This window comes from uncultured Algibacter sp., from assembly GCF_947487605.1.
GTDB lineage: Bacteria > Bacteroidota > Bacteroidia > Flavobacteriales > Flavobacteriaceae > Algibacter_D.
This window is the reverse complement of the sequence record NZ_CANKXK010000003.1, coordinates 16,593-37,553: the sequence shown is the minus strand read 5'-3', so window position 1 is coordinate 37,553 and position 20,961 is coordinate 16,593. Positions and strand designations below refer to the sequence as shown.

General features: G+C 34.3%; 17 protein-coding genes and 1 riboswitch. Of the genes, 14 read left to right on the top strand and 3 right to left on the bottom strand.

What is annotated here, in order from left to right; all coding sequences use genetic code 11:
* Positions 1 to 101: 101 nt before the first annotated feature.
* The 12 genes from Q0739_RS04180 (at position 102) to Q0739_RS04125 (ending at position 14,319) form a co-directional block, all read left to right on the top strand.
* Positions 102 to 2,207: a HEPN domain-containing protein gene (locus Q0739_RS04180; protein WP_298237449.1), complete on the top strand. Its 2,106-nt coding sequence runs from the start codon at positions 102 to 104 to the stop codon at positions 2,205 to 2,207.
* A gap of 10 nt (positions 2,208 to 2,217) precedes the next feature.
* Positions 2,218 to 2,979: a uroporphyrinogen-III C-methyltransferase gene (gene cobA / locus Q0739_RS04175; protein WP_298237448.1), complete on the top strand. Its 762-nt coding sequence runs from the start codon at positions 2,218 to 2,220 to the stop codon at positions 2,977 to 2,979.
* 3 nt (positions 2,980 to 2,982) lie between these two features.
* Complete coding sequence (locus tag Q0739_RS04170) at positions 2,983 to 3,561, top strand: bifunctional precorrin-2 dehydrogenase/sirohydrochlorin ferrochelatase (RefSeq protein WP_298237447.1); 579 nt, start codon at positions 2,983 to 2,985, stop codon at positions 3,559 to 3,561.
* Between the two features lie 59 nt (positions 3,562 to 3,620).
* Positions 3,621 to 4,676 (top strand): NAD(P)/FAD-dependent oxidoreductase, encoded by a 1,056-nt coding sequence (locus Q0739_RS04165; RefSeq protein WP_298237446.1) that lies wholly within the window; start codon positions 3,621 to 3,623, stop codon positions 4,674 to 4,676.
* A gap of 406 nt (positions 4,677 to 5,082) precedes the next feature.
* Positions 5,083 to 5,826, top strand: coding sequence for a serine O-acetyltransferase EpsC (gene epsC, locus Q0739_RS04160; RefSeq protein WP_298237445.1), 744 nt, complete (start codon positions 5,083 to 5,085; stop codon positions 5,824 to 5,826).
* The gene (gene cysM / locus Q0739_RS04155) at positions 5,810 to 6,700 is read left to right on the top strand and encodes a cysteine synthase CysM (RefSeq protein ID WP_298237444.1); all 891 of its coding nucleotides are present in this window, start codon (positions 5,810 to 5,812) and stop codon (positions 6,698 to 6,700) included. The genes epsC and cysM overlap by 17 nt, the downstream gene beginning before the upstream one ends.
* A gap of 162 nt (positions 6,701 to 6,862) precedes the next feature.
* Positions 6,863 to 6,973: riboswitch (SAM riboswitch) on the top strand.
* Positions 6,974 to 7,063: 90 nt separating this feature from the next.
* The gene (locus Q0739_RS04150; protein ID WP_298237443.1) at positions 7,064 to 8,083 is read left to right on the top strand and encodes a homocysteine S-methyltransferase family protein; all 1,020 of its coding nucleotides are present in this window, start codon (positions 7,064 to 7,066) and stop codon (positions 8,081 to 8,083) included.
* A 118-nt stretch (positions 8,084 to 8,201) separates the two neighbouring features.
* Positions 8,202 to 10,874, top strand: coding sequence for a methionine synthase (gene metH, locus Q0739_RS04145; RefSeq protein ID WP_298237442.1), 2,673 nt, complete (start codon positions 8,202 to 8,204; stop codon positions 10,872 to 10,874).
* Positions 10,875 to 11,026: 152 nt separating this feature from the next.
* The gene (locus tag Q0739_RS04140; protein ID WP_298237441.1) at positions 11,027 to 11,278 is read left to right on the top strand and encodes a hypothetical protein; all 252 of its coding nucleotides are present in this window, start codon (positions 11,027 to 11,029) and stop codon (positions 11,276 to 11,278) included.
* Positions 11,279 to 11,469: 191 nt separating this feature from the next.
* The gene (metF, locus tag Q0739_RS04135) at positions 11,470 to 12,426 is read left to right on the top strand and encodes a methylenetetrahydrofolate reductase [NAD(P)H] (protein WP_298237440.1); all 957 of its coding nucleotides are present in this window, start codon (positions 11,470 to 11,472) and stop codon (positions 12,424 to 12,426) included.
* A gap of 41 nt (positions 12,427 to 12,467) precedes the next feature.
* Positions 12,468 to 13,565, top strand: a complete 1,098-nt coding sequence (locus Q0739_RS04130) for an acyloxyacyl hydrolase (RefSeq protein ID WP_298237439.1) — start codon at positions 12,468 to 12,470, stop codon at positions 13,563 to 13,565.
* 7 nt (positions 13,566 to 13,572) lie between these two features.
* A complete protein-coding gene (locus Q0739_RS04125; protein WP_298237438.1) occupies positions 13,573 to 14,319 on the top strand; it encodes a head GIN domain-containing protein in 747 nt (248 codons plus the stop codon).
* Here Q0739_RS04125 and Q0739_RS04120 read toward each other — a convergent pair.
* The 3 genes from Q0739_RS04120 to gldA form a co-directional block, all read right to left on the bottom strand.
* A complete protein-coding gene (locus Q0739_RS04120; RefSeq protein WP_298237437.1) occupies positions 14,305 to 15,492 on the bottom strand; it encodes an acetate kinase in 1,188 nt (395 codons plus the stop codon). The two genes, Q0739_RS04125 and Q0739_RS04120, sit on opposite strands and share 15 nt — an antisense overlap.
* A 1-nt stretch (position 15,493) precedes the next feature.
* Positions 15,494 to 17,584, bottom strand: a complete 2,091-nt coding sequence (gene pta, locus Q0739_RS04115) for a phosphate acetyltransferase (RefSeq protein WP_298237436.1) — start codon at positions 17,582 to 17,584, stop codon at positions 15,494 to 15,496.
* A 170-nt stretch (positions 17,585 to 17,754) separates the two neighbouring features.
* Positions 17,755 to 18,651, bottom strand: a complete 897-nt coding sequence (gene gldA, locus Q0739_RS04110) for a gliding motility-associated ABC transporter ATP-binding subunit GldA (protein WP_298237435.1) — start codon at positions 18,649 to 18,651, stop codon at positions 17,755 to 17,757.
* 340 nt (positions 18,652 to 18,991) lie between these two features.
* Here gldA and Q0739_RS04105 point away from each other — a divergent pair, with 340 nt between their 5' ends.
* Both Q0739_RS04105 and Q0739_RS04100 read left to right on the top strand, forming a co-directional pair.
* Complete coding sequence (locus tag Q0739_RS04105; protein WP_298237434.1) at positions 18,992 to 19,819, top strand: prephenate dehydratase; 828 nt, start codon at positions 18,992 to 18,994, stop codon at positions 19,817 to 19,819.
* Positions 19,816 to 20,961: an aminotransferase class I/II-fold pyridoxal phosphate-dependent enzyme gene (locus Q0739_RS04100; RefSeq protein ID WP_298237433.1), complete on the top strand. Its 1,146-nt coding sequence runs from the start codon at positions 19,816 to 19,818 to the stop codon at positions 20,959 to 20,961. Before Q0739_RS04105 ends, Q0739_RS04100 begins: the two co-directional genes overlap by 4 nt.

Below are 20,961 nucleotides of genomic sequence, written 5' to 3'. Positions count from 1 at the left end.
AAAATAAATATTAACAATATTCTTACTCCGCCCGAGTAAGAATTCCTTCCCGAGCCTGCATTGAGCGCAGTCGAAATGGGGAGGTTAGGAGGGGCTAGTATATGCAAAGTTTTAGAACAGAAATAGAAAATCCGATTGTCGAAAACGACATTATAGAGTTAGCCAATAAAATTGAGCTTTTTCATAAAGGTAAAATAGACGAGGAAAAATTTAGAAGTCTTCGTTTAGCACGTGGTGTTTATGGTCAGCGACAAGAAGGCGTGCAAATGATTCGTATAAAATTACCTTACGGAAAAGTAAAGAGTAATCAATTACATAGAATTTCTGATGTTTCTGATGAATATTCTAGAGGCAGATTACATATTACAACACGCCAAGATATTCAAATTCACTATGTAGATTTAAATAGAACGCCAGAACTTTGGGCAGAACTAGAGCGTGATGATGTTACTTTACGTGAAGCATGTGGTAACACGGTAAGAAATGTGACAGCAAGTGAAACTGCTGGAATTGATCCAAACGAACCATTTGATGTGTCGCCTTATGCTGATGCATTATACAAATTCTTTTTACGAAACCCAATCTGTCAGGAAATGGGACGTAAATTCAAAGTGTCTTTCTCGTCTTCAGACGAAGATACAGGACTATCATACATGCATGATTTAGGATTTATAGCAAAGATAAAAGATGGTGTTCGCGGATTTAAAGTAATGATTGGTGGAGGATTAGGTTCTCAGCCTCGTCATGCAGATGTGTTGTATGATTTCTTAGAAACAGATAAAATTATTCCAGTAATGGAAGGGGTTTTAAGAATTTTTGATCGTCATGGAGAGCGTAAAAGTCGCGCAAAAGCGAGAATGAAATTTTTAATTAAAGATATTGGTTTAGAAGCTTTTAAAAAGTTGGTAGAAGCGGAGCAAAGCGCCATTGAATTCAAATCGGTTCTAATTGATGTAGATGCTTATGAGGCTTCAATACCAGTTGAAATAACTACAATCCCTGAAGTAACCATTAAAGATCAACAAGCTTTTGAGACTTGGAAATCGACCAATTTAATTCCTCAAAAACAGGAAGGTTATGTAGCAATTGGTATTAAAGTGTTGTTAGGTGATTTTTATACAGATAAGGCGCGTCTATTAGCTGATTTGGTTGATAAGTATGCTGCTTGCGAGGTGCGTTTAACATTACGTCAAAATATTGTAATCCCTTTTGTGAAAATAGAATTATTACCATTTTTCTATACAGAATTAGATAAATTAGGTTTTGTTGAGGCTGGTTATAATAAAGCAGTAGATATTACGGCATGTCCAGGTACAGATACTTGTAATCTGGGAATTGCAAGTAGTACAGGTATAGCCGATGAGTTAGAACGTGTAATTAAGGCAGAATACCCACAGTATTTAAACAACAAAGATTTAGTTATTAAAATTAGTGGCTGTATGAATGCCTGTGGACAACACAATATGGCGAATATTGGTTTCCAAGGAATGTCTGTTCGTACACCAGATAAATTAGTAGCACCAGCTTTACAAGTATTGTTAGGTGGAGGTAATTTAGGCGATGGAAATGGAGTTTTTGCAGATAAAGTTGTAAAAGTACCAAGTAAGAGAGGACCAGAAGCCTTAAGACGAATTTTAGACGATTACGAGGCAAATGCTAACGGAAAACATTTTGTAGATTATTACAAGGAAAAAGGAGAAAAATATTTTTACGATTTCTTGAACGATTTACAAGATGTATCTAACTTAACTCAAGCAGATTTTATCGATTGGGGAGAAGAAGAAAAATACGTTAAAGAAATTGGTATTGGAGAATGTGCAGGTGTAGTTATCGATTTAATCGCCACCTTGTTTTTTGAAAGTGAAGAGAAAATTGAAAATGCTAAAGCGTCATTTGATAACAAGGTGTATTCAAGTGCTATTTATCATGCTTATAGTTCTTTAGTGAATTCTGCAAAAGCCTTATTATTAGCTGAAAACAAGAAAACAAATACACATGCAGGTATTATTTCTCAGTTTGATGAATTGTTTGTTGAAAGTGGAAGCATAGATTTAGGGACGTCTTTCTCTGAATTGATATATCAAATTAATAAATTTGCACCAACTGCAGATTTTGCAAGTAAGTATATTGAGAATGCAAATCAGTTTTTAGCTAAAGTTAGAGTTTATAGAGAAGCTCAGACTCAACTAGAAAAGAAAGCGGTTTAAAAACATAGAAATGAACTTGAAAACCCCAAAGTTAACTGTTGTAGGTGCAGGTCCTGGCGATGAAGACTTAATTACCCTAAAGGCAATTAAGGCAATTGAAGCGGCGGATGTTATTTTGTACGATGCACTTATCAACGAATCTTTATTAAAATATGCTTCCGAAAATGCGGAGCTTATTTTTGTGGGGAAACGTAAAGGATGTTATGCCTTTCAGCAGGAACAAATTAACGAGTTAATTGTAACTAAAGCCAAAGAAAAAGGACATGTAGTGCGCTTAAAAGGAGGCGACCCATTTATTTTTGGTCGTGGTGCTGAGGAGATTGATTATGTACGAGGTTTTGGTTTAGAAACCTATGTGGTTCCTGGTATTTCGTCTGCATTAGCAGTTCCGGCGTATCAAGGAATTCCGTTAACAAAACGAGGGGCTTCAGAAAGTTTTTGGGTCGTTACAGCTACTACAAAAGATCATGCCTTATCAAAGGATGTTGAGTTAGCAGCAAAATCGACAGCAACCATCGTTATTTTAATGGGGATGCATAAGTTGAGTGAAATAGTTAAAGTGTTTTATGCTGAAAATAAAAGAAATACGCCAGTAGCCATCATTCAAAATGGAACGCGAGAACATGAGAATGTTGGTATAGGAACGATACGAGATATTCAGCAGATTGTAAAAGAAAAGCAATTGGCAGCTCCAGCGATTATTGTTATAGGAGATGTTGTTAAGGAGCGAGCAGTTTTAGATTCAATTAAAAAAGAAGTTGCACGGGGTTAAGTGATGGAAAGAAATAACTTATATCCTATTTTTTTGAAAGCAAAAAGCTTAATTGTGCTTATTGTTGGAGGAGGTAATGTAGCTGAAGAAAAATTAACGTTCTTATTAAAATCAAGTCCAGATGCACACGTCACTATGGTATCGCCTATGTTTCGTGAAGGGACTAAAGAGCTTGCAAAAAAGGGTTGTGTAACATTAGTTGAAGATGTTTACAAAAAAAAGTATATAATGGGCAAGCATATGGTTGTGGCTACGACAGATGTACCTGAAGTAAATGTTCAGGTTTGGAAAGATTGTAGAGCCGAAGCCAAATTAGTAAATGTTGCTGATAACCCACCGTATTGCGATTTTTATATGGGTGGCATAGTAACCAAAGGCAATGTGAAAGTTGCGATTAGTACAAACGGGAAATCGCCAACAACAGCGAAACGTTTACGTCAGTTTTTCGAGGATGTTATTCCTGAAAATGTTGACGATTTAGTGAAGAATTTAAACGAGTACAGAAAAACAATAAAAGGGGATTTTGAAGAAAAAGTGGAAACACTAAACGAATTCACGAAAGGATTAATTGAAAAAAAGTAAAATACACAAGTCCTGTCTGGTTTTTAAAAACGGGCAGGTGTAAATCACAAATATAAAAAATGATTAAGACTGATATACTTATCATAGGCGCAGGACCAACAGGTTTATTTACTGTTTTTGAAGCAGGATTATTAAAACTAAAATGTCATTTAATTGACGCATTGCCACAACCAGGGGGACAATGTTCTGAGATTTATCCTAAGAAACCTATTTATGATATTCCTGGGTTTCCAGAGATTTTAGCTGGAGATTTAACCAGGAATTTATTAGAACAAGGGAAACAATTTGAACCTGGGTTTACCTTAGGTGAACGTGCTGAAACTATAGAGAAGCAAGACGATGGTTCTTTTATTGTAACCACAAATAAAGGTACGCAACACCATGCACCTATTGTAGCAATTGCAGGTGGTTTAGGTTCTTTTGAACCTAGGAAACCAGCCATTGAGGGTATTGCTGATTATGAAGATAATGGTGTGGAATATATTATTAAAGACCCAGAATTTTACAGAGATAAAAAAGTGGTGATTTCTGGTGGAGGAGATTCTGCATTAGATTGGAGTATCTTTTTAACTGATGTAGCTAGTGAAGTGACTTTAATTCATAGAAGAAATGAATTTAGAGGGGCTTTAGATTCTGTTGAAAAAGTAGGCGAGTTAACTAAATTAGGAAAGATTAATTTAATTACTCCTGCTGAAGTTACTGGTTTACATGGCGATGGAAGTATTGAAGCGGTAACTGTGACTCCAAAAGAAGGAGATGCATTTCAAATAGAGACCGATCACTTTATCCCGTTATTTGGATTGTCTCCTAAATTAGGACCTATTGCAAACTGGGGCTTAGAGATTGAAAAGAATGCGATTAAGGTGGATAATTCACTAAATTACCAAACTAATATTCCTGGAATTTTTGCTATTGGTGATGTGAATACTTATCCTGAGAAATTAAAGCTGATTTTATGTGGTTTCCACGAGGCTACTTTAATGTGTCAAGCGGCTTATAGAATTATTAATCCGGGGAAAAGATTAGTATTAAAATATACAACGGTTAGTGGTATTGATGGTTTTGATGGTTCTAGAAAGGAAGCGCCAAAAGCAGTTGTTCAGGCTATTAACTAGAAATTTAATTTTTGAGACCTGTTAGGTTTTTATAACCTGACAGGTCTGATAAATATCAAAAGAAAAATGATTGATTAGGTTTTACTTTGTTTTTCTGAAAATTTTAATTGAACTTGTTCCTCCCTTTGTTTTAAAGGGAGGACAATTTCGATTTAATCGAAATTAGGAGGGTTAAAGTATAAACTCTAAAGGTCTGAAAAAAATACAAATAGCCATAAGCTCAGATTAAAAACGGACTTTGGCGGATAGGTGCATTAGGGATTGTAGAGGAAAGCCCACAGCCCGACGTAGGAGGTGCGAGGACTTGTAACGGAAAGCCCGACCCGTAGGGTAATGCCCAAATAAAAAATAAAAAATTTATAATCCTGCAGGGTTTTAAAAACCTTGTAGGTATTTTTGTTTAAAGATGAAAAGTTATAACGTTTGCTTAAAAGATACTGCTAAAACATTCACGAAACGTTTGTTTTATTCCTTGTTTGATTGTGAACAAGAGGAAGCTCATGGCGCGTATTTGGAGAAAACTTTTCTTGAAATTTTGTCTAAGTTAGAGATTGAAAATGGTAAGGAAATTTGGGCGACATTTAAAGCTGAGCTTCCTGAAATTAGAAAAAAACTGGATTTAGATGCTATTGCTTTTGAGAGTAATGATCCTGCTTCGCACTCTTTGGCGGAGATTTATATGGCGTATCCTGGTTTTTATGCCATTTCGATTTATAGATTGAGTCATGCGCTTTATAAACTTGGGGTTTATATTTTGCCGAGGATGATGAGTGAATATATTCATGGGATTACGGGTGTTGATATTCATCCGGGTGCGACCATTGGCGAATCATTTTACATAGACCACGGTACTGGAATTGTGATTGGAGAGACGTCTATTATTGGTAAACATGTTAAGATTTATCAAGGGGTAACTTTGGGTGGTATTTCGGTGTCAAAAAGTTTGGCGAAAACTAAACGACATCCTACTATAGAAGACAATGTTTGTATTTATGCAAATGCAACAGTTTTAGGAGGCGATATTGTTATAGGCGCAAATAGTATTATTGGTGCTAACGTATGGATTACGGAATCGGTTCCTGAAAATTCGTTAGTAACCTATCAAACAGAAATTAAAATTAGACCAAAAAAGAATGGCATACGAGAATAGTATTATTGGTCAGATTGGGAATACGCCTTTAGTGGAAGCTACACATCTTTTAAAGAAGGAAGGTGTGCGTTTGTTTTTGAAATTAGAAGGAAATAATCCTGGTGGAAGCGTAAAAGACCGTCCTGCTTTTAATATGATTAATGAAGCTTTAAAACGAGGCGATATTAAAAAAGGCGGCACTTTAGTTGAAGCTACTAGTGGGAATACGGGTATTGCTTTAGCGTTTATTGCGAAGCTTTTAGGATTGAAAATGGTGTTGATTATGCCTGAGAATTCAACCGAAGAACGTGTAAAAACCATGCGTGCATACGGTGCTGAGGTTATTTTAACACCTGCTGATATTGGTATTGAAGGCTCGCGAGATTTAGCATTTAAGCTTCGTGACGAAAAGGGATATACTTTATTGAATCAGTTTGAAAATGATGATAACTGGAAAGCTCATTATAAAACAACTGGCCCAGAAATATGGGAAGCAACCAACGGGAAAATAACACATTTTGTATCTGCTATGGGGACTACGGGAACTATAACAGGAACATCAACATATTTAAAAGAACAGAATAAGGATGTGACTATTGTTGGTGCCCAACCTGCTGATGGTGCAAGAATCCCAGGGATTAGAAAATGGTCGCCAGATTATGTGCCTAAATTTTTTGATCCTAAAAAAGTGGATATTGTGGTTGATGTTACAGCAGAAGATGCCAAAGCAACAACCATTAAATTAGCTAAGGATGAAGGTGTTTTTGCAGGTATGAGTAGCGGCGGGTCTGTGTTTTGTGCCTTAACTATTGCTGAACAGATAGAAGAAGGCATTATTGTAGCTATAATTTGCGATAGGGGAGATAGATATTTGTCTTCTACGTTGTTTGAGTAAAATATGAAATTCTCCTGCAAGGTTTTTTAAACTTTGTAGGTGTAAAATATAAATACCTACAAGACCAAAAAAGACCTTGCAGGATAAGGAAAACAAAAATATAGTTAGTATTTTTGTTGCATAATTTTCGTGAAAGCGGAAATAGTTCATAAACGTAATAATGTGTTATCAAGAAAGGCAGAGGGATTAGACCCGTTGAAACCTTGGCAACCCTTTATCTTATTAAAGAAGGTGCTAAATTCTACTAATACTTAAGTATTGGAAAGATAACGAAAAGTGAATTCTTAACTTTTCTTGATGACATACAGATAAATTAGACCTCTTGGGTTTATAAAAACCTGACAGGTCTTGAAATATAAAATTATGTCTAATATACACGAAGCTTTAAAAGAGCGAATTTTGGTTTTAGATGGTGCTATGGGTACCATGTTACAAGCTTATAAATTTACGGAAGAAGATTTTAGAGGCGAACGCTTTAAAGATTACCCAACACCATTACAGGGTAATAACGATTTGTTGTCGATCACACAGCCCGAAGCGATAAAAACCATTCATGGGAAATATTTTGAAGCTGGTGCAGATATTATTGAAACCAATACCTTTTCTGGAACTACCATTGCTATGGCAGATTACCAAATGGAAGATTTGGTATATGAGCTGAATTACGAGTCTGCTAAAATAGCCAAAGAGGTTGCTGATGAATTTACAGCTAAAGAACCACACAAACCGCGTTTTGTTGCGGGTTCAATTGGGCCAACAAATAGAACAGCAAGCATGTCGCCAGATGTTAATGACCCAGGGTATCGTGCTGTAACTTTTGATGAATTAAGAATCGCATACAAACAACAAGTTGAAGCTTTAGTTGATGGTGGTGTAGATTTATTGTTAGTTGAAACGGTGTTTGATACCTTGAATGCAAAAGCAGCATTATTTGCTATTGAAGAAGTAAAAGATGAACGCAACATTGATATGCCAACGATGTTAAGTGGCACTATTACTGATGCCTCAGGACGAACTTTATCGGGGCAAACCGCTGAAGCTTTTTTGATTTCAGTATCGCATATTCCATTGTTATCTGTTGGTTTTAACTGCGCTTTAGGTGCAAATTTATTGCAACCACATTTAGAGGCGATTGCTAATAAAACAGATTTTGCCATTTCTGCACATCCTAATGCAGGTTTGCCGAATGCTTTTGGGGAATATGATGAAACCCCCGAAGAAATGGGTGAGCAAATTGAAGAATATTTAAAGAAAAATTTGATAAATATTATTGGAGGCTGTTGTGGTACGAGTCCAGAGCATATTCGTGTAATTGCTGATATTGCCGCTAAGTATAAACCGCGTCAAGCTGTTACTCTGAGCGCAGTCGAAGGGTCTCATTAAGATAGATAAAAAGACCTGTCAGGTTTTTAAAACCTGACAGGTCTGAGATAATTATCAGAAGATGCGTATAAGACCTGCGAGGTTTTAAAAACCTTGTAGGTCTTAAAGACAAGAATAAATGAAAATAAAACAAACAAAATACATGAAATTGTCTGGTTTAGAACCTTTGGTTTTAAACGAAAACAGCAATTTTATAAATGTAGGAGAGCGAACTAATGTTGCGGGTTCTAGGAAATTTCTTCGACTAATAAAAGAAGAAAAATTTGATGAGGCTTTAGATATTGCACGACATCAGGTAGATGGTGGGGCACAAATTATCGATATTAATTTTGATGATGGTTTGATTGATGGAAAAGAAGCGATGATTCGTTTTTTGAATTTAATAGCTGCAGAGCCTGATATTTGTCGAGTACCTATTATGATTGATAGTTCCAAATGGGAAATTATTGAGGCGGGTCTTCAAGTGGTGCAAGGGAAATGTGTTGTAAATTCTATTTCATTAAAAGAAGGTGAAGAAAAATTTATTTGGGAAGCAAAGCAAATAAAAAGATATGGAGCAGCAGTTATTGTTATGGCTTTTGATGAAGTTGGGCAAGCTGATAATTACGAACGACGTATTGAAATAGCGAAACGTTCGTATGATGTTTTGGTAAATAAAGTTGGATTCCCTTCAGAAGATATCATATTTGATTTAAATATATTTCCTGTGGCTACAGGAATGGATGAGCATCGTAGAAATGCTATTGATTTTATTGAAGCCACACGATGGGTGCGTCAAAATTTAGAAAATGTTTCTGTAAGTGGAGGTGTGAGTAATGTGTCGTTTTCATTTAGAGGGAATAATGGTGTTCGCGAAGCGATGCACTCGGTGTTTTTATATTATGCCATTCAAGCAGGGATGAATATGGGTATTGTAAACCCAGCAATGTTGGAGGTTTATGATGATATTCCTAAAGATTTATTAGAGCATATTGAAGATGTTATTTTAGATAGACGGGATGATGCTACCGAACGATTACTTGATTTTGCTGAAACTGTAAAAGGGTCTAAGGTTGGAAAAACGGTAGATTTATCGTGGCGGAAAAACCCGTTACAAGATAGAATTACACATGCTTTAGTAAAAGGTATTGATGCCTTTATTCTTGAAGATATTGAGCAAGCACGACAAGAAGCTAGTAAGCCCATTGAGGTGATTGAAGGGCATTTAATGATTGGTATGAATGTGGTGGGCGATTTATTTGGAGCAGGAAAAATGTTTTTGCCTCAGGTTGTAAAATCGGCACGTGTGATGAAAAAGGCGGTGGCGTATTTAAATCCATTTATTGAAGCTGAAAAGTCAGATAAATCAGAACCTGTTGGTAAAATATTGATGGCTACTGTAAAAGGAGATGTACACGATATTGGTAAAAATATAGTAAGCGTGGTACTAGCCTGTAACAATTATGAAATTGTTGATTTAGGTGTTATGGTGCCACCAGAAAAAATTATTGAAACAGCTATTAGTGAGCGTGTAGATGCCATTGGTTTATCGGGGTTAATTACACCTTCGCTTGATGAAATGGTGTATTTGGCTAAAGAAATGCAACGTCAGAATTTTGAGTTACCATTATTAATTGGAGGCGCTACAACATCAAAAGCACATACAGCTGTTAAGATTGATACACAGTATAAAAATGCAGTAGTTCATGTTAATGATGCATCACGTGCTGTAACGGTAGTTGGTGATTTATTGAATAAGAAAACATCGCATGCTTATGTGGCAAAGATGAAAGCTGATTATGATGAATTCCGTACCAAGTTTTTAAAACGAGGTAAAGAGAAATCTTATATTTCAATTGAAGAGGCACGGAATAGAAAGTATAAAATTGATTGGGATACTTCTGAAATTGTAAAGCCAAAAGAATTGGGTGTTCAAATTTTAAAGCAATTAAGCTTAAAAGAATTATTGCCATTTATAGATTGGAGTCCGTTTTTTAGAAGCTGGGATTTACATGGTAAATATCCAGATATTTTAAAGGATGATGTGGTAGGTGAACAGGCTACGCAGCTGTTTGAAGATGCACAGGAGATGATTCAGCATATTGTTGCAAAACAATTGTTAAAACCTAAAGCAGTGTTTGGGTTGTTTGAAGCTAATACAATAAATGAAGATGATATTTCAGTTCAGAAAAAAGGGGAAGAAATAGCGATTTTTAGAACCTTGCGTCAGCAATTAAAAAAACGAGAAGGTATTCCTAATTTAGCATTAGCAGATTTTGTTGCGCCAAAAGAAGCAGGTAAAACCGATTATATGGGTGCTTTTTGTGTGGGGATTTTTGGAGCACAAGAATTAGCCGATAGTTACAAAGATAAAGAAGATGATTATAATGCGATAATGGCTCAAGCTATTGCAGATAGATTTGCTGAAGCTTTCGCTGAATATTTGCATAAACAGATAAGAACTAAGCATTGGGGTTATGCGGCTGATGAAGATTTAACAAATCTAGATTTAATAAAAGAAAGTTATAAAGGGATTCGTCCTGCACCAGGGTATCCTGCTTGTCCTGACCATTTGGAAAAGGAAACAATTTGGGAGTTACTGGAGGTTGAAAAACTGATTGGAGTAACCTTAACTGAAAGTTTAGCAATGTGGCCAGCAGCAGCGGTTTCTGGATATTATTTTGGAAACCCCGAAGCGAAGTATTTTGGATTGGGTAAAATTACGGATGACCAGTTAACAGATTATGCAGAAAGAAAAGGCATAACTAAGGAGAAAGCTAGAAAGTGGTTGCATCCTAATTTGGCAGAATAAACAGTTTGAACTAACCTCCCCAAAGGGGAAGAATTTGTATGGAGGTTTAGGTGAATTAGACCTGACAGGTTTTTAAAACCTGTCAGGTCTTGGAAAAGCATAAGCGTGAGAGTTTCCCCTCCTTGGAGGGGTTAGGGGTAGGTTTTTAGAGTATGAGTTGCACAATAGATATGAAATTTATAGAATTAACTTTAGGTAGTTATATTATATCGCATGGATATGATAACAAAAACAAAGAACAATTACAGCATGTGCATTCGGAAACATTTTCGAAAAAAGTGGTTCCTGTTTCCAGAATAAAATCTGTGAGCGAAAAATATATTTTAACTGATTATGTTGATGGCAGATGGATATATTGGGAATATGAAGAGGATTTTGAAGATGTAAAAAAAGCATTGGTGTAGTTCGCGTTAGGGATTGCAGTGGAAAGCCCACAGCGAGGCACGAGCGAGGACTTGTAGCGTAAAGCCCGACCTTTTGCGATCCTGCAAGGTTTTAAAAACCTAGCAGGTATGAGTAAAAGGTAACGCCCAAATAAAAATAAAATTAATATTGATGAGATTTCTGCCTTAGCAGGAATAACAAGAACATATAAATGAAAGTAACAGACCATATAAAACAGGCAAACGGGAAAACATTGTTTTCCTTCGAAATTATACCACCACAAAAAGGTAGAAATATACAGGAATTGTATAATAATATTGATCCCTTAATGGAATTTAATCCGCCATTTATTGATGTAACAACATCTAGAGAACAGTATATTTATATTGATAAAGGTGAGGGGCTTTTAGATAGAAAAATAACCCGTATGCGTCCAGGAACGGTTGGTATTTGTGCTGCGATAAAGCATAAGTATAATGTGGATACGGTACCGCATGTTTTGTGTGGTGGTTTTACCAAAGAAGAAACAGAATATTTATTGGTAGATTGTCATTATTTAGGTATTGATAATGTGATGGCGTTACGTGGTGATGCTATGAGTCATCAAAAATATTTTGAAGCTTCTAAAGGAGGGCATAAGTATGCTACCGAGTTGGTGTCTCAAATTCAGAACCTGAATTTAGGTAAGTATCTTCATGACGTGGTTGAGTCTGAGCATAAATCAGACTTTTGCATAGGTGTTGCTGGTTACCCTGAAAAACACATGGAGGCACCTTCATTACAAACTGATTTAAAACGATTAAAAGAAAAAGTAGATGCTGGGGCAGATTACGTGGTAACCCAAATGTTTTTTGATAATCAAAAATATTTTGAGTTTGTTGAAGCTGCCAAAGCCGCAGGAATTAATGTGCCTATTATTCCAGGAATTAAACCAATTGCAGTGAAGCGCCATTTACAAATATTACCACAAGTATTTAAAATTGATGTTCCCGAAGAATTAATTCAAGCTGTAGAGAACTGCAAAGATAATAAGGAGGTAAGACAAGTTGGAATAGAATGGGGAATAAAGCAGTCTAAAGAATTATTAGATTATGGTGTTCCTGTATTGCATTATTACTCGATGGGGAAAAGTGATAATATAAAGGCTATTGCTTCAGAATTGTTTTAATTATTATTGCATTACTTTTGCACAATATGCTAAACCCATAAATGAAGTTTTTTTTAACCTGCTTTCTTTGTATTTGTTTCGGTATTTCCTTTTCACAAGAAAAGGAACACACATCATATTTCGACCTTAATTATTTTAAAGGTAATATAGCACTTCATAATAATGATATTCTTCATTTAATAAAAGGACACCCCGAAGGTTTTATTTTAAGCTGGAATAAAAAAACCTATGGTTTTAATACATGGGAACAGCGCTATAGTTATCCTGATTATGGTTTCTCTTTTGCTTATCAAAACTTAAAAAATGAAGTATTAGGGAAGAATTATTCTATGTACGCACATTATAACTTCTACTTTTTTAACAGAAACTTAATGATGCGTGTTGGCCAAGGTTTGGCATTAACAACAAATCCTTACGATAAAGTTGATAACTTTAGAAATAATGCTTTTGGCTCTAAACTTATGAGTAGTACTTACATAATGTTAAATTATAAGAAGGAACGCTTGTTCGATAAATTTGGATTTCAGGCTGGTCTATCATTAATTCATTACTCAAATGCGAATGTGAAAGCACCAAATACGAGTATTAATTCGATAACTTATAATATTGGACTTACCTATAGTCTGGATGAAGATGAACCAGAGTATCAATATACACTTGATGAAAACGATAGAAAATTTACAGAACCTATAAAGTACAATTTAGCATTTAGAACGGGTGTAAATGAAAGTGATGTAGTGGGAAGCGGTCAGTTTGCATTTTATACGATATCAGCCTATGCGGATAAACGAATTAATAGAAAAAGTTCGTTGCAACTAGGAGCAGATATATTCTTTTCAAATTTTTTAAAAGAGTATATCTATTATCGAAGCGTCTCTTTTCCTGAAGAAAGTGTATCTGGAGATGAAGACCATAAACGGGTTAGTATTATTGCTGGTCACGAATTGTTTGTAAATAGAACATCGCTAATCACCCAATTTGGGTACTATATTTATTATCCGTTTGACTTTGAAGGGCGAACCTATGTAAGAGTTGGTTTAAAGAGATATTTTGGAAAAAAATGGTTTGGAGCCTTAACTTTAAAGTCCCATGCTTTTAAGGCAGAGGCGGTAGAATTTGGTGTAGGTATGCGATTATAACAAAAAGATGAAAAAACTAATTTATATTTTATCGTTTTTATTGCTTTTTACTTGTGACAGCGAGAGTACAGGTGATTGTTTTCAGAAAACAGGAAGCATTATTCAAAGTGAAGTAACGGTGGCTTTGTTTGATAAAATATTAGTTAATCGCGATATTGAATTAATAGTTAAAGATGGTGCCGAACAAAAAGTAATTATTGAAACAGGAGATAATTTATTGAATGATGTGAGTGCAGTAGTTAAAGATAATAAACTTATACTTACTGATAATAACACCTGTAATTATGTGCGTGATTATGGTGTTACAAAAGTACATGTAACCTCTCCTAATATTACAGAAATTAGAAGTTCTACGCAATACGATATTAGTTCAGATGGTGTTTTAACTTATCCCAGTTTAACAATTTTATCTGAGGATTTTAATTTTCCAGATACATTTACAAGTGCTAATTTTAATCTTCGAGTTGATAACAATAGTGTTAGAGTTGTTTTCAATAATTTATCTAATTGTTTTATTTCTGGAAACACCAATAGTTTATTTATAACGTTTGCTTCTGGATCAAGTCGTTTTGAAGGCGAAAACCTAATAGCGCAAAACGTTACTATATCTCACAGAAGTAGTAACGATATGATTGTGAATCCGCAGCAATCACTTAAAGGTGTTTTGAGAGGTACAGGAGATTTAATTTCAAAAAACACACCACCAGTAATTGAAGTTGAACAGCTTTATACAGGTAAATTAATTTTCGAATAGTTTTACAGATTGTTTTGCAATTTCCAGCTCTTCGTTAGTTGGAATCACTAAAATTTGAACCTTGGAATCTTCAGTGTTAATAGCTCTGATTGTATTTGCTCGTAATTTATTTTTGTCAGTATCTAAATCAATACCTAAAAAATCTAAATTATCACATACTAATTCACGCATTAAACTGGAATTTTCTCCAATGCCTGCTGTAAACACAATGGCGTCCAATCCGTTTAAAATGGCGGCGTAGCTTCCTATGTATTTTTTTATTCTATAGGCGTTCATTTCTAGAGCTAATTTACAGGCTTTGTTGCCCTTTTCGGCTTGAGATTGAATGTCTCTTAAATCGCTATACCCAGTTAACCCAAGCATGCCACTTTTCTTTTGAAGTAAAGTATTGATTTCTTTTAATGAATAATCGAATCTTTTAGATAAATGAAAAATTATGGATGGATCGATGTCCCCAGATCGTGTTCCCATAATCAACCCACTAACGGGTGAGAAACCAAGTGAATGGTCTATGCTTTTTCCATCCCTAATGGCAGTCATGCTACAACCGTTCCCTAAGTGGATGGTTATTATTTTAGAACGTTGTTTTCCTAAAAAGTCAATAGCTTTTTCTGACACATATTTATGACTTGTGCCATGAAACCCATAGAGTCTTATGTTATGTGTGTCTGAGAACTCATTTGGAATAGCATATTTATAAACATGCTCTGGAATAGTTTGGTGAAAAGCGGTATCAAAAACAGCCACTTGTTTTGCCTTTGAAAAAATAGTTTCAGCTACTTCGATCCCCTCTAAATTAGCAGGATTATGCAATGGTGCTAACGAGGATAAAGCCTTTATTTTTTCTTTTACTTCTGGTGTGATTAGCGTCGTATTGCTAAAATGTTTACCACCGTGTACCACACGATGTCCAACAATATCGATAGCATTGGCAGATTTTATTATACCAGTATTTTTATCTAATAAGTGGTTTGCTAATAATTCTAATCCACTTTTATGATTGGCTATTGAAGTAATGTCGGTAATTGTTTCGTCCTTTGTCTTAAATGTGAATTTAGAATCTTCGAATCCAATACGTTCAATTAGTCCAGAACACAAAATAGTTTCCTCTGGCATTAAAAATAGTTGAAATTTTAATGAAGAACTTCCTGAGTTTAAAACTAATATTTGCATATTAAAGGTCTTGGGCTTGAATAGCTGTTATAATAACTGTGCTGTATATGTCGTCTGCAGTACAACCTCGACTTAAATCATTTACAGGTTTGTTGAGTCCTTGAAGCATTGGTCCAATAGCAAGTGCACCCGTTTCACGTTGTACAGCTTTATAAGTGTTGTTTCCTGTATTTAAATCAGGAAAAATTAAAACACTAGCTTGTCCTGCAACTTCAGAATCGGGTAATTTACTTTTGCCAATACGCATATCTACGGCAGCATCATATTGAATAGGGCCTTCGATTTTTAAATCTGGAACTAGCTTCTTAGCAATTTCTGTTGCTTTTCTTACTTTATCTACATCTTCTCCTTTTCCAGAAGCACCAGAAGAGTAAGATAACATGGCAACTTTAGGTTCTACTCCAAAATTTTTCGCTGTTTTGGCAGATGAAATAGCAATTTCTGCTAATTGTTCTGCATTGGGGTTTGGGTTAATAGCACAATCTCCAAAAATAGAAACGCGATCTTCCAAACACATAAAGAATACTGAGGAAACGAGATTTACATCTGGCTTTGTTTTTATAAATTGTAAGGCAGGGCGCAATGTGTGAGCAGTAGTGTGAAGTGCCCCAGAAACCATACCATCGGCATGCCCTTTGTAAATCATCATGGTTGCAAAATATGAAACATCAGACATAGCATCTCGCGCCATATCTATATTCACCCCTTTGTGTTTTCTTAGTTCGTAAAAAGTGTTTACATAGTCTTTATAATGCTCTGATTTTTGAGGCGATACAATCTTTATGTCATCCGTATTTAAAGAAATATCAAATTTTTCTAAACGCTCTTTTATTTTTTCTTCTTCACCAATTAAAGTTAAATCAACAACATGTGCATCAATTAGCTTTGCTGTTGCTCGCAGAACGCGTTCGTCATAACCTTCTGGCAAAACTATATGCTTTTTATCTTTTAACGCACGTTGCAATAAATTGTATTGAAACATTCTCGGGGTAAAGATATCTGATTGAAAAGTTATTAAATCTTCAGAAAGTTTTTCTGTAGCTACGTGTTTTTCAAAAGTGGCTATAGATGTTTCAATTTTTTCGGTGTTTTCAGCATAAATTCTGGATTTAATTTTACCAATGGTGTTTGTGACGTAAAATGTACCCTTTTTAACACTAATTATAGGTATAACGCTTGAAAGCCCTTCGATTAATTTTGAAATAGAATCTTCGGGAATTAATCCGCCAGTTAAAATGATACCAGATATTTTGGGATAATTTTTTGAAATATTAGCTTGAAGAGCTCCTAAAATAATATCGGCTCTATCACCAGGGGTTATCACTAAAACATTATCTTTTAAGTGTGTTAGATAGTTGCGTAATTGCATAGCGCCAACACTAAAGTTTTCAGATTGGTTGTTAATCATGTCTTCACCAAAAAGAATCTTTCCATCAAGTTTTTTTGTAATCTCTTTAATAGTTGGACTTGCTAAACTTTTAATTTTAGGAATTACAGTTATATCTGTTCCGTTATGTATTCTTGTTTTTAAAAGAGCTTTTAATGCTGTAACATCTTTAGGATCAATTTTGTTAGTCATTATAGAAAGCACATCCACTTCTTCTTTAAAAGTATCATGTGCTAATTGAACGTTGTCAACCACTTCTGGTAATGATTTTCCATCACCTTGAGAAACTATAATTACTGGAAGACCTAAATTTTTGGAAATTAACATGTTAATATCTAATTCTAGGCTAGAATTTTCATGTGAAAAATCGGTACCTTCAACTAAAACAAAATCAAAGTGATCTTCAAGAGATTTATATTTTTTAATAATTTCGTCAATAACATCTCCAGATTTTCCTTTGTTGTATAAATCAAGAACTTGATTTCTTGTATAAGCATAAGTGTTTTTGTAATCTATGTTTATATCAAAATAGGAAACGACCGTATTTATGTGGTTATCTTTTTCGTTGTCTATGGTGTCTTCAATAATAGGTCTAAAATATCCAACCTTGGCAGTTTTACCTAAAAGCATACGCATTAAGCCGAGAACTACAACAGATTTTCCACTATTTGGTTCAATGGTTGCAACATAAATTCCTTTACTCATGTTATTACATTTCTATTGTTACAAAGATAGCTCATAGCATTTTTTTAATTAAATGAACTAAACTAAATTACTTGATGTTTATGCAAAATTATCAACTCAAGTCAAGGTTAAAGATGATAATTATCATATCCTCAAAAATTATTAAGGGTAGAACAAAAAAGAGCAATATATTATTTGGAAGTTAAATCTCTAAAGAGAGATTCTAAACTTGCGTTTTTTTGATTAAGCTGAAGGATTTTAAGCTGATTATCATGAGCAAAATCAAAAACATAAGAGCGCATATCTTCTGCGGTTTTAAAAGTTATTTCGTAAACAAAATCATGTGTATTTACAACGTTGCTAACTTTTGGAAGCTTCAATAAAAAAGCATCTTCTACACGGTAATCAAATTCGACAATAACTATTTGTTCTTTTTCATTACGTAAATCTTGCAATTTTTTATCTGCAACAATTTCACCTTTATTAATTATGATAACCCGATCGCACATAGCTTCTACTTCCTGCATAATATGGGTTGATAAAAAAATTGTTTTAGTTTTTCCAATAGACTTAATAAGGTTTCTAATATCAACTAATTGATTTGGGTCTAGACCTGTTGTGGGTTCATCGAGAATTAAAACATCGGGATTATGTAATAGGGCATTTGCTAATCCAACACGTTGACGAAACCCTTTGGATAGTTGTTCTATTTTTTTATGAGATTCTGGTGTTAAACCAGTTTGTTCAATTACTTCATTAATACGTGCTTTATTTACTTTATAAATACTTGCGTTAAACTCTAAATATTCCTTCACATACATTTCTAAATAGAGGGGGTTGTGCTCTGGTAAATAACCAACACTTTGTTGTACTTGTTTGGTGTTTTTAATTACGTCAAACCCATTCACTTTAGCCAATCCTTCGTTAGCATTAATAAAGGTTGTTAATATTTTCATCATGGTAGATTTCCCAGCACCGTTCGGTCCTAAAAAACCAACAATTTCTGGTTTATTTACTTTGAATGAGATTTTATTTAGGGCTTTTTGATTTCCGTAAAGTTTAGAAACGCCAATGACTTCAATAGACATAATTAAAATTATTTGTTCAAAAATAATTGATTATATAATGCAATGTTATATTTGCTGTAAAATCTTTAAAACTTTTATGAAAACAAAAAAAAATGTTTTTAACAATTTTGATTTCTAAAAATATTATTTACTTTAGCCACGTAATTATGACAACAACAGTATATTATACATATTTTAGTTTCTTTTATTTCTTTTTTAGCAAAGAAATCGAGACCTTGTATGTATAATTTATAACTATAAATTTTTATATGAGTCTCGATGAAAATCGGGACTTTTTTTTGTTCAACTTTTGGTTGAACTACCTCAATGAAGATTGAGGTCTTAATAATGAAATAAGATTTTGATTAAAACAGTAGCCATACAAGGAGTAAGAGGATCTTTCCATCATATTGTGTCTCAACAATTTTTTAATAAAAATGTTGCAGCTATTGAATGCTTGACTTTTGATAGAGTTGTTGAAAGTTTAATAGATAAAGAATGTGATGCAGCGATTATGGCTTTAGAAAATTCTATTGCAGGATCCATTATACCTAATTATGCATTAATTGATAAATATAATTTACATGTAGTAGGAGAACATTATGTTGATGTGCAACATAATCTTATGGCACTTTCTGGACAGAAAATAGAAGATATTAAAGAGGTTTATTCACATCCAATGGCATTGCTTCAATGTAAAGAGTTTTTTAAGCAATACCCTCACATTAAATTAGTTGAAGATAAAGATACTGCCGAAGTTGCGGAACGTATTCAACAATACCAACTAAAAGGAATTGGAGCGATAGCAAGTGTTAAGGCTGCTGAAATTTTTGAATTAACCATTTTAGCACACAGCATACAAACCATTAAGCATAATGAAACACGCTTTGTAATAGTTAAACGTACAAATTCTGAAGTTCCAGAAAATGAAATAAACAAGGCGTCAATCAAATTTGAGACCGATCATAAACGCGGAAGTTTAGCAACTATTTTAAATGTAATGAGTGATTGTAAATTGAATCTTACCAAAATTCAATCACTACCAATAGTTGAGACACCATGGAAATATGCTTTTTTTGTGGACGTTACATTTGAAACATATAACGATTTTAAGAAAGCAAAATCGGTTATTGAGATTATGGGAGAAGGCTTTAAAGTGTTAGGCGAATATAAAAAAGCTAAGTTATGATTCAAGTAGCCGACAGATTGCGTACCGTTGAAGAGTATTACTTCTCTAAAAAATTAAGAGAAGTAAATCTGCTTATAGCAAGTGGTAAGCCTATTATTAATTTAGGTATTGGAAGCCCAGATATGCAGCCACCAAAAAAGGTTGTGGATGCTATTTCTAATAGTTTGTTCGATAAGAATGCCCATAAATACCAGAGTTATCAAGGTCTTCCAGAATTAAGGCAAGCTATTGTTGGTTTTTATAAAGAACATTATGATGTTAACCTAAGTGCAAACACCGAAGTTTTACCATTAATGGGGAGTAAGGAAGGGATTATGCACATTTCTATGGCGTATCTTAATAAAGTTGACGAAGTGTTAATACCTAATCCTGGATATCCAACCTATCAATCTGTTACCAAATTAGTAGAAGCAACACCAGTGTTTTACGAGTTGGACGAAGCAAATAATTGGTTGCCAGATTTTAAAGCCTTGGAACAATTAGATTTGTCTAAAGTGAAACTCATGTGGGTTAATTACCCTCATATGCCTACAGGGGCAAAACCATCTAAATATTTATTTGAAGAGTTGGTTGCTTTTGCTAAAAAACATGAGATTTTAATTGTTAATGACAACCCATATAGTTTTATTCTTAATAATAATCCGACAAGTATTTTAAGTGTTGATGGTGCCAAAGAAGTTTGCTTAGAATTAAATTCATTAAGCAAAACATTTAATATGGCTGGCTGGCGTGTAGGTATGGTAGTTGGAGATAATAAACATATTAATAATATTTTAAAGGTGAAAAGTAACATGGATTCTGGAATGTTTTACGGAATTCAAAAAGGAGCAATTGAAGCATTAAAATGTTCAAGTATGTGGTTTAGTACTTTAAATAGTGTTTATTATCAACGTCGCGATTTAGTTTGGAAGTTAGCCGATGCACTTAATTGTACTTATGATAAGGAAGCTTCAGGACTTTTTGTTTGGGCAAAGTTACCAGCATATTTAAAATCTGAAGAGTTTATAGATTTGGTATTAAAGGAGAATCATATTTTTATAACACCAGGGACTATTTTTGGAACTAAAGGAGAAGGATATATAAGGTTTTCTTTATGTGCTTCAACAGAAGCATTAGAAGAAGCCATAGCGCGAGTTAAATAA